The following is an 11,434-nucleotide window of genomic DNA, read 5'->3' on the forward strand; positions in this document are numbered from 1 at the left end:
TTTTTTTCATAAAAAACGACGGGGCCCGGCAGGCACCAAAACGCCCGACAGGCCCCGTGTTCCTCACCCCTCCACGGGCTTCAGGCGGGCCTGGACCCACGCGGCCGCGTCGGCCACCGGCACACGCTCCTGGCTTCCCGAGACCAGATCCTTGAGGGCGACGGCCCCATCCTTGATTTCGTCCTCGCCCAGGAACGCGGCGAAACGGGCGTTCACCTTATTGGCGTAGGAAAAGAATTTGCCGGGTTTGTCGAAGGCGGGCGGGGTTTCCACCCGACAGCCGGCCTCGACCAGCCGGTGGGCGAGGCCGGCGGCCTCGATCATCCGATCGCCGCCCAGAACCCCCACGCACACGTCAACCGACGGCTTCGCGGGGGTATAACCGGGCCGCTCGGCCAGAACCTCGGCGATCACCACGTCGCCAAAGCCCAGCCCGACGGCGGGGCGGGCTGTTCCGGTCATGCTTTCGAACAAGCGGTCGTAGCGCCCGCCCCCGAAGATGGCACGGTAGCGGCGCTGGGTATCGAACGCCTCGAACACGATGCCGGTGTAATACGACAAACCGCGAATGATGCCCGGATCGAAAACCAGGTAATCGCGGAATCCCAGGGCCTCGGCGAAGGCAAACAACTGGGCGATATCGCGCGTTGCCGAGCTCTCGGACCCCACGAAGCGCTCAACCGACTCCAGCGAGCCCGTATCCATCAGGGCGAACAGCTCCTCGGCGATCGAGGCGGCGAAGCCCTTTTCGGTGAACATCGTGATCAGATCGCTGTCGGGCATTTTGCCGCGCTTGTCGATGATCAGGAAAATGTCCGTGTGGCGTTCGGCCTCGACCCCCAGACGGGTCAGCACCTGGGCAATCAGGTCGCGATGGTTGACCCGAACCAGGACATCGGCGCTGCTCAACTCCATGGCGCGCAGGGCCGTGGTCGCGGCCGACAGGATCCAGCTTTCGGCGAAGACCGTGGCATCGCCCACGATATCCAGGTTCCACTGGTAATGCTCGCGCTTGCGCCCCTTGGTCATGCGCTCGTACCGGAAGCACTGGGCAATCGTGGTCCATTTCAGGGGAAAGCTCAGCGCGCCCTGGCGTGCCGAAACCATGCGCACGAACGAGGGCGTGACCTCGGGCCTCAGGGCCAGACGACGGTTGGATTTGTCCTCGAAATCATAGATCTGGCGCGAGACCTCCTCGCCGGCCTTGCGGGCCAGCAGGTCGAAGGTTTCGACCACCGGAGCCTCGTAGCGATGGAATCCATGGCGATGGGCCGCTTCCATCCACGTGTTGAAAATCCTGTCCCGCTGAAGCAGGTCATCGGGAAAGAAGTCGCGCATCCCGCGCGGCGGCACAAAACCATCCATCGTTGCTATCTTTTTCTGGAGTTGACAACAGGAAGGCAAGAGGCCAGGCGCCTCTCCTGGAGAAGATCGGACCATCACCCATGGCCTGATCCATTGTCAACCCTGCCCCCGGAGCCCCGGGTCAGACGCACACGGGGGGCTTTTGATCTTCGGCCAGGCGTCGGGCGACCTGGGTATTCAAGGCCTCGTACAAGGCATCCCCCTCGGGGGTCAGCGCTTCGGCCTCGCGGACGCGGGGCCATTCCGACTCCGGCAAATAAGTGTAAAGCGGAAAGGCCCGGTAAAGACCCGCCAAGACGTCGGAAGGCAGATCCGGGTTGGTCAGATAGCCGGCGGTCGAGATGTTCGTGCCACTGATATAGGGAATCCTGGGGTCCCAATAGCCTCCCGCCACCGCCACGTCGTAGAGTTCCGACCCTCGGAAGGGGGAAAAAATCGAGATACTGCACCGCACGCGATGATTGACCGCGTGCATCTGGTGGCTGAAGCGCACGGTGTCCTCGACCAGCTCCCGGGTTTCGTGCGGATATCCCATGATCAGATTCACCGAGGCCCCGAAATCGATGGCATCGAGCATGGCCAGGACATCAAGAATCTGCTGGTTGCGGGTCCGCCGCCGCAGCACGCGGGCCCGGAACGCCTCGTTGCCGTGCTCGACCCCGATGGTCATCCAGAACAACCCCACTTCGCGCAGGCGCTCGATCGCCTCGCGGGTGATGGTTTCCGGGCGGGTCTGGATCCAGAACGGCAGGCGGATGTCGGCGTAGCCCTCGATGAAGGCATCGAACTCATGTCGGCTCATGGCCAGGAACGTCTCGCTGCCAAAGTAAAAAAACTCCGGGCGATAGTGGGCGACGTTGTGGTGAAGCTCCTCCAGGATCCGATCCATCGATTTTTTCCGGAAGAAGGTCTCCCCCTGGGCGCGGAACACCTTGTCAAGGGCCGGCTCGGCGCAAAACGCGCACTGGTACGGACAGCCCCGCGAAAACTCCACCGGAAGAGTGCGAAAGAGATTGCCCCGCATGGGCCGCAGGAACGTGGCCTCGGGAAAAACCGAAAAGTCCGGCCGGGCCAGGGTGTCGAGGCATTCCAGGCGCCGGGCATTGCGCGCGACCGACCCGTCGGGGCGCTTCACCCACAGCCCCTTGACATCGTCATAGGGCTGGCCGGCGATCAGACGCCGCGCCACCTCGACCAGGGTACTTTCGCCTTCGCCGACGCAAAGCATGTCCAGCGAGGGCTCTTGAATCGCGATCTCCGGGGCCAGAGTGGGAAAAACGCCTCCTCCGATCACCGGAACATCGGTCACCGTCTTGAGGTGGCGGGTCAACAGGCAGCCGCGTTCAAACGTGCTTTCCACCGCGCTCATGCCAATCAGGTGCGGCTGGTAGGCGTGGATCACGTCCGTCAAGGCGTCGCGGGGATCCCCTTCCAAGGGAGCGACGCCTTTCGCGCCGTAATCCACCGGCAAGGTGCTGTGATGACGCCCGGCCCGCAGTTCGGATTCGTCGATGTCGTCTTGCATCAGGCGATACAAGAAGGGATCGAACAGTCGAACCTCCAGCCCGGCCTCGCGCGCGGCCCCGGCCAGCGTCGCAATGGATAGCGGTATTCCGGTTTGCATGAACAAAGATGGGTACACCAGGAGAATTCGAAAGGCCATACCCCCCTCCGTGTCTCGCAAAAATGACCGGCGTTCGCTTCTTTGAAATTGCCCCCGCCTTTTATACGTTATCGATATGAAACCCCGAATTTAAGAGCCAAAATCGCTTCGGTGGATAATTTTTGATCTCAAAACGCCTTTTTGACGATTCAGCCGGAAAGGCCAGGGCGGTCGATGCCTTCCCCTTTATTGTCGATCGATCCGTTCCCCAGCACCGGATCGTGTGAAACCTCCAACACCTCGGATCATTACCTAATCGCTGGCAATGACAGAACAACACACTATCGACTAAAACGCATAACCTGTATTGGTTATTAAATGGCAATACGGTTAAAATTCTCCCTCAGGGGGTAGCGCGCCCCCCTGTTGCTCACTTCAAAAAGGAATGGACCTGCAGTCGTGCCTTAAAATCGCATGATTCTCCCGTTTTAATACGCATTTGCGATCCCATGACGGGTTTCGAAAAACCTTCCCCCTTTCCCATCCCCTTGATGCCCCTTGTCCTTTTGTTGACATCGAAGGGCAGGCTTTCAGAAACAGTTTACACCCACATCCTTTTGGCCCTACACTTCCTTAAAATAAAAACAGAAAGAAGATCGTTCAAGGCGATGGATTCAACGTCGCTTGCGGTTTTGTTCCTTGCGGAAGAAGGGACTCCAAGATGCCTCTTTCAACCCCGCCGGCCCCTCCGCGCGTGCACCGGCAAGGAAACCTGATGCTGTGGGATGAAGCCGGCGCGCTGTGGGTGGAGTATCGTGGATTTTGCATGCGCTCCAAGGGGCACGGATCGTGCCTGGACTGCATCAAATCCCTGGACCCGGGGGTGGGCCCGCGCTGCGAAGCACCCGCGTCGGCGTTGCGTGCTTCCCCGCCCGGATGCCCGGCTCCTTTCGTTCCCTCGCCTCCGTCGGCACCGGTTCCACGTTTCCAGGCAACCGTGGCCGACGTGGAAAGCCCTTTCCCCGTCCATCGCGCGTGAAACCGGCCCCGCGACAGGCCTTGCTTTTTGTCGCCCGACCCCGGCGGATCACCCTTCGTCCCATCTTTCCAATGCCTCCTCGGCTCCATGGGTGCCACAGGCAACCAGACGGTCGAACAGATCGAGACAGTGGAGACGAAGGGATCGATCCCCCTCGGCCTGGCGATAGGCGCGCAGAACCAGCGTGCCAATTCGATGCCCCACCAGGGCATCTCTGGTTCTGATATCGGCGGAGTCCGGGCCGGCACGGTCCAGGAAGCGGTGGGCCGCCTCGAACAGCAGTGCAGGCGGGGCGTCGCTGACGGACTCCAGCATCCAAAAGAAATCCTCCGGGTCATCGACGAAGGCGACGTTGGACAGAAAGCCGTCCGCCACCGGCTTCAAGGGGGCAAGCGTGCCACGTTCTCGCACCCTACGCATCCAACCACTCGCCGCTTCGCGCACCTTCGAGTCGGGATCATCGAACAAGGCCGGCAGACGCGCCGAACAGAAGGCCGGAAACTCAATCACGTTGTGGCCAAGCACTTCGGCGGCCCCTTTGCGCAAGACGGCATCGCCGGCCAGGGCCCGCTCGGCCAGATAGACCGCCTCGGGCCGAGACAACGCCGCTAGGGTTCCCTGACGCGCCCCCGCCTCCCGCGTGGCGTCCGCAGTGGCGCCCATCATGCGTTCCAGAACCGGCTGCATTGCCGGCCAGTCAAAGGCCGCGCTGTAGGAAACGAATTCTTCGATAGGCTGCCTCCCCCAAAAGGGCGTCGTCGGCATCAAGAAACTGATGAAACAAGGCCACAATCCGGGTAAACTTGGAAACAGGCAGGTAATCCTGATTATATGAAATTTCTCTGCATTCTAATCCGTAACGACTCTTAATGGATTTGGTGCACATTTGGAAAACAAGACGGACTATCTCGGCGCTATAGCATCAAATGCCGGTGACGACTTTCATGTCTGGTGGGCGGCACGTGAGATACTGCGGCTCCTGGATTCGATGACCGACGTCGTCAGCGTCAAAGTGGAAGGCCTCCCTCCCGACCAGATCCATGCCGAACTCGGCACGCATGGCCAAGTCGTCGATGTCGCGCTGGCCCGTACCACTGAAGCGGGAACCGTCTATCGCTATCAGCAGCTCAAATACTCCGCAACCGATCCAACGATAGACTGGACATGGTCACGCCTGTTGACACCACAAAGGAAAAACAGGCCTGAAACCAGCGTGTTGGCGAAGTTGGCCGGGTTGATGAAGGCTGTAAATTTCGCCGGCGATTTTGCAATTATCTCCAATCAACCTTTGTCGGATTCGGTGCGGACCGAGGTCGCGCGGCTGATCGATCATGGTGAAACGCCACAGCCCGCTGACACTGAACTGATTAAAAAGCTGACCACGGCACTCAAGCTGCCGCTCTCCGAGTTGCTGACGTTTCTCAAGGCATGGGATCTGTCCGGTTTCGCCGCCGCTTCCCGACTAAGCTTGGAAAGCGACGTAATTCGCCGTCTGACCACCATGGTTGACGCCGATGCACGAGACGATGCCCGCCGTCTGCACAGGCGGGTCACAACGCTGATGCTGCCCGAGGGGCGCGGCGAACCGCCGGTTACACGGGAAACCCTGTTGCTTTGGCTCGGTGTGGGGGGTGAGGGCATTCTGCTTCCGGCACCCTCGCGCGTTGCACCGACAACGCCATATCTGCGCCGGGCGATGATGGCGGACCTCGTCCAAGCGGTTGTTGCGACCCAGGCCACCCCCTTGCGAATTCATGCGGGCGGCGGCTGCGGCAAGACCAGCATGGTTTGTGATTTACCGGCACTCCTGCCGTCGGGCTCGGCGGTTTTTATCTATGACTGTTATGGTGGCGGTACTTTCCGGAACTCCGACCAGAAACGACACCTCCCCGAGCACGCCTTTACCCAGCTTGGGAACGAAATCACGGCAAAATTTCTGACCCCATTCGTGATACGACGCTCAACAAGCATTAGTGTTTTCGAATCTTTTCGCAATCGCGTCGCTGCGGCTGCCGAGCTGCTGAAAGAACAAGATAAAAGGGCTTTTCTTGTTCTCTGTTTCGATGCCGTCGACAACGCACGGATAGGGGCACAACATTGGAAAGAGCGGTGCTTTCTCGATGACCTCGTTCAGGCTTCGGGGTGGCCCGACAATGTCCGGATTGTGGTGAGCTGCCGGACAGCACGTCTCGGCGATGTAGGAGACGGTATTTTTTTCACGGATTTCGAAGTCAAAAGCTTCGATATCGAGGAGGTCCGTAAGCTCGTCGCATTGCATCAGCCAAGCTGGGATCCTGGTCTCGCAGAAACATTCGAAAATCTAACTGGCGGTAATCCACGCCGTATCGTTTACGCGATCGAAGGCTTGCCGACCACCAATGTTTCACGCGCAATCGAACGGCTCATGCCCAAGGAGGAGGGCATTGATCCGCTCTTTAAAAAACGCGTTGCCGAGGCTGGCGGGCTTCTCGGCGACCCGGACGCTGTCTGGCGAACCTTGGACGCGCTCGGGCGGCTGCCACGCCCGATTCCCGAACACATTCTTGCGGAGATAGCAGGAATCGAGCCACGCGACATTCACGATATCGCCACCGATGTTGGCGGCATCGTCGAACGTGACGGGGGCTGGTCGTTTCATGACGAAGACTTTGAAGCATTCGTCATCGACCGCCCAGGCAATGGTGGCGAAGCCCTGTTGACACGCGCAGCCGACTATTTGATGGGCTTGCGTCTTGAGGATCGATATGCCGCGTATGGCATTGCGGAGGTTCTCGTCGCGGCGGGGCAGCTTGAGAAGCTCTATGACTTGGCCATCCAGAACGAGGAAGAGCCAAAGATATTGACGCCGCTTGAATGGCAGTTCGTACAATCTCGCCGCCTTTCCCTGGCGATTCGCTGCTGCCGTGAGGTAAACGATATCAGCAATGCCTCACACTTGTTGATCGCCTCCACTGAAGCGCTCCAAAGCAGAAAACTGCTTGAAAAATTAATTATAGACAATGTCGATTTATCCGTGCGGTTCGCCCCCGACGAGGTGAACCGGCTCGTCATGACCAACCAGGAGCACAAGGACAGACGCGCACGCGTTCGCATCGAGCTGGCACGACAGGAAACACACAACTGCCGCCCTGAAACCGCGCGTGCACATCTGCACTGGTGGCACGTTCATCTTAACGAGAACCGCAGAGAGGATGCTCGCGAGCCTTTCGACGTAAATCTGGAAGATATTGCTTCTGAATACGAAGTGGACCGGAAGCTTTGCGGAGAAAAAGAGGCTTTCAAAAGGTTATTTTTCTGGATTCCCAAACATAATATTCCGCCGGTTTTAGAAATTATCGCTTCGCGTGCCGCAGGACTCGATCCGGATACCCTGCGAAATGCAATTAGCGCCTACAGGTGGATACCGATTGCCTTGGCGCCCCTCATGGCGGCGGCAATACTCGCCGATTCCAGAATTACCGAGCCCTGCCTGCGCATCGGACTGGAGCAATTGGCGACAGCCGAATCAACCCACTGGCCGGTCCTTCGCACGGATGAATTCAATTACCCTTCGATTCTTGCGTGGCCGGAAGCCGTTCTGCTGATTTGCGAGCGTGCGATTGTTCATGCCGATTTCGTTCCCTTGGTCGGCCGAATTCTTGATCACGCTTTCCCGAAACCCGTTTTCAAGGAACCGCACGATCTTCATCGGCTCCAATCAGCCGCCGGGGCGCGCCATTCTCGCGCGTTTGTGCTTCGTGAGATCGTCGATGGATCAACGATCGAAGTCGCCAGTTGGTTCCCCCCGGAACGACCGATACCAAGAATCCCGCAAGACGAAATGCGCCGCAGGAGTGTATGGTCGCACAGCCCATCACCCGAAGAGATCTGGAACCAAACGCTCGGTGAAACCGTCCGGGTCTTTTCCCGCTTGGTCCGGGCTGCGCGCGTCACGCTTTGCGCGCTCCGCACGGGCTCCCTGCTCACGGCATGGCCTGAAATCGAACAGATTTTTGGCCCCCAGATACCCGACCCTCATCGTCTGTGGGAGGATCACGCCGTTGCGGTGTTGCTCCGCAACTATGCGGTCCACCTCATGCTGGCCGGCGAGGATGGTGCTGGCTTGATCGCCCCTCTGCACCAAGTGCTGAAGAACCGGTCCGGGCGCAGCACGGCCCACACCCACGCCCAGGATCTGGCCAGCACCCTTGCGCTCATGCCAAACGCGCACAACGCCGCGCTTGATTTGCTGACCACTCTCGCCGAGGAAACCAAGAAGGCTGCGCTGTCCGCGAGCGAACGCGTCGAGCGGATCGCCCGCTATGCCCGGATCGCCCTGCCACTTGATCCCGAGTTGGCCAAGTCGCTTTTCTCCCAGGCCAGCGGGGCGGCCAGGACGGTCGATGCTGAAGCACAAAGCGCCTTGAATGCTGCGGGTAAAATCGCGACGAAAGGTTTGGGTGGGACACATGCCGAGCAGGTGACGCTCGCCACGCGACTGGCAGACTCCGCCGGAGCCGTTGCCGAATCACTCGGAATTTCCCAAAACTTCCCTTGGAACGAAGCGGCCGCCTGGATTGTTCGAGCGAACGAACCTGTGGGGCTTCTCGTTGCCGCGCGCTGGCAGGACGAAGGCATTGCGCCTTTCTCCCGCACCTTGCCCGCAATACTCGAATCCATCACAGGGCTTTCGCTCGCCCAGCGCCTGGCACTCGCGACTCTGGTCAGCGAGGAGCAGATCGTTGCCGAAGTCTCCTTGAGCAAAGACGTGAAATTCCCCGATTGGGCAATCGAATCCGTATTGAAGCCGCTGGCGCAACAGGGAGATCCTAATCTTTTTATCAAAATGTTCGATGCCCTGGCGTCGCGCCCAGAAACAGCACCCAGCGCCACCATCGCGGCGATGTCGCCGCTGCGAGAAGCCGTCCTTGCATGGCGAGAGGCCGACGAACAAAAAGATGGCAATAGTCAAACCGGCGCCGAACGTCTTTGGGAACAAAATCCGTGCGATACCTCGATCCGGGACGAGGCCGGGATTCAGGCTGCCCTGGTTGGCGAAAGCGAGAAACGAGGGCCTGATGCTGATCAGTATCGTCAGGCTGCCGAGCGCCTGACCCGTACGGCATTGCGGATCCCATTCCTCAACCGAGCGCTTGCCGTGGCCGGGAATAGCGGAGAGTTCGGTCAAGCATTGCCCGCGATCCTGGAAAGATGGAAAACCTATCCGCCCATTCAGGATTGGATACGCACCCATCTTCCTGGCTATATCGTTGCGGCGCTAAGGTCTCTTTTCCTTTGGAGTTATGAAGAAACGGAAATCCTGGAGAACCTGCTCACCGCAACCGGCCTTGATAATGTCGAGCAGGCAAGGATTTTGCTTGAAGGGATCGAACGAGAAGGCGAACGCATACCGGTTGAATTACTTTATGCGCTGACTGGATTGGTCGCCGCGCGTGCGCCGGCACGTGATCGCACCACTCTTTTCGACTCCCTGCTCCAGCGGGTCGAAGGACGGACAACGCATCCGCCCAAAACCCGGGTCACCGGTTTGGTACCACCGGAGGACAACGCCGAATGCGTGGCGCGTACGATATTCGCCGCGATGGGAGACATCGACCGGCGTATGCGGTGGCGCGCCAGCCATGCCGCACGGCTGCTTGCGCGAAGTGGTGATCGCGCGTGGGATCTTCTCCTCACGAGATTCAGCGCTCCCGATGAGCCACTCTTCGCGGATCAGCCTTTTTATCGGTATGGAGCGCTTGAGCAGTTGATGGTGACCGTGCAGCGTGTCGCGCTGGAAAATCCACAAGCCGTCGTAGGTCATGTTGACCTGATTCTCGACACGCTGCGGCACGAGGTGCACGTTGTCGTGCGTGAAGTCGGGCGATCATTGCTGCTTGGACTTGCCGATACGGGGTATCTGCAATTGGCGGATCCAACGCGCACATTTCTCCTAAAGCTCAATCGAACCCCATTCAACCCCGTAAAACACGAAAAGAGAAAACAGCGTATCTGGGGCTATACAGAAAATAAAAAGCGGAAATATCTCTTCGATGAGATAGACGCCATTCCATATTGGTATTCACCTGCCGCTTCCATGTTTGACATCGACATGGAAGAATTTCTCGATCGACTCGAATATTGGCTCCATGAGAAATGGGGATATCAGGAAAATTCAACGCTCTGGGAATCCGAACCGCGCCTCAATAGACTCGACAAGATAGACGAGCTCTATTCTTTGGAATCTCGTGATCACGGCTCGCTTCCGACGATAGAGCGTCTGAGTTACCATAATGAATGGCACGCCATGATGTGCGTGTTGGGCGAGTTGATTGCGCAAAAGCCGCTCGTACAATCCGACTCTCATGAGAGCTTCGAGAGGTGGCTCCGCCGGGCCTTGCCGACCGTCGCGCCTTACTGGCTAAGCGATATGCGAACGCCGGCACCGCTCGAACCCCGTTTCTGGGGCATTGCCCCTCAGGAAAGAGCTCACCTCAAGGATCAAAGCGAAAACAGCGAGGCATGTGCCAAACCCTGGGGGAACTCTATCGATGGAGAAGCCTTTGAGAACGAGGCAAACGGGCCGGATGGTCTCGTGGCCGCCGCTGCCTTCTCTCTGCCCTGGGGCGGAGGCCTACAAACTGTCAGTATTCATTCGGCGCTAGTCTCGCCGGATACCGCTCACGCCCTTGCTCAAGCGTTGGCCAATACACGCAACAACATGTGCTTTGCCCTACCAGACGGATGGCGTCACGGCAATTACGAAACGGATGGCTTCCGGCTTGAAGCGTGGTTGCTCGTTATGGAACAAGAACCACGCATCGACAAGTTCGACGAGCGCAGAGGCGGTGTACGAGGTATTCCAGCAGAGCCCTTTGGTCTCCTGACCCAGCAGGGGCTTGTCTTCGACGATACACAGATCGCCTGGACATCGCCGACAGGGGTTCCCGTACTCAAGATCGCGCAATGGGGCGACGATGAAGCCAGACATGGCAATGGTTGGCGTATAACCGCCGACCGAGACTTTCTTACAGACTTGCTTCTACGCTCTAAACGCAGCCTTATCCAGCTCGTTGAAATATCGCGTCCCGTCGCCAGTAACAAGACCGAACGGCATACCGAGTGGATGTTGCATATCGTCGACGCGGCAGGGACTCTTACCCAAGTCAAGCGCGAACGCAGGAGCCTTGGCCGCTATCTCGTTAGACGGGAGAGGCTCGACGATTCAACTGATACGCTGGGGCGATGGATCTTGCATCGTGCCGCTGAACTTGAGGCCTTGCGGCAAGGTGCGAACGATGCCGATTGTGCTCGTCTGGAGAGGGACATTGAAGCGCTTTGCATCGCGTTCAGACATCGTTAGAAAAAAATCTGAACTCGCGATGCTCGCCCCCCGAAGCCGTGAGCCGCACGACTTCCCCTCCCCCGCACCGTGCGTTTTGGGCACA

At 58.9% G+C, this 11,434-nt stretch carries 5 protein-coding genes; 2 read left to right on the forward strand and 3 right to left on the reverse strand.

The window, feature by feature from the left end; translation table 11 throughout:
* Positions 1–63: 63 nt before the first annotated feature.
* The gene (gene hisS, locus ROR02_RS14690) at positions 64–1,365 is read right to left on the reverse strand and encodes a histidine--tRNA ligase (protein ID WP_170245139.1); all 1,302 of its coding nucleotides are present in this window, start codon (positions 1,363–1,365) and stop codon (positions 64–66) included.
* A gap of 121 nt (positions 1,366–1,486) precedes the next feature.
* Complete coding sequence (locus tag ROR02_RS14695; protein ID WP_147164799.1) at positions 1,487–3,028, reverse strand: B12-binding domain-containing radical SAM protein; 1,542 nt, start codon at positions 3,026–3,028, stop codon at positions 1,487–1,489.
* Between the two features lie 715 nt (positions 3,029–3,743).
* Here ROR02_RS14695 and ROR02_RS14700 point away from each other — a divergent pair.
* On the forward strand, positions 3,744–4,007 hold the full coding sequence (locus tag ROR02_RS14700; RefSeq protein WP_147164800.1) for a hypothetical protein: 264 nt from the start codon (positions 3,744–3,746) through the stop codon (positions 4,005–4,007).
* A gap of 48 nt (positions 4,008–4,055) precedes the next feature.
* Here the strand turns inward: ROR02_RS14700 and ROR02_RS14705 are convergent, their stop codons facing one another.
* The gene (locus tag ROR02_RS14705; RefSeq protein ID WP_147164801.1) at positions 4,056–4,610 is read right to left on the reverse strand and encodes a hypothetical protein; all 555 of its coding nucleotides are present in this window, start codon (positions 4,608–4,610) and stop codon (positions 4,056–4,058) included.
* A 385-nt stretch (positions 4,611–4,995) separates the two neighbouring features.
* On the opposite strand from ROR02_RS14705, the gene ROR02_RS14710 reads away from it, so the two are divergent.
* Positions 4,996–11,349, forward strand: coding sequence for a hypothetical protein (locus ROR02_RS14710; RefSeq protein WP_147164802.1), 6,354 nt, complete (start codon positions 4,996–4,998; stop codon positions 11,347–11,349).
* Positions 11,350–11,434: the final 85 nt, after the last annotated feature.

The sequence above is a fragment of the Pararhodospirillum oryzae genome (assembly GCF_007992075.1).
GTDB classification, from domain to species: Bacteria; Pseudomonadota; Alphaproteobacteria; order Rhodospirillales; family Rhodospirillaceae; genus Pararhodospirillum; species Pararhodospirillum oryzae.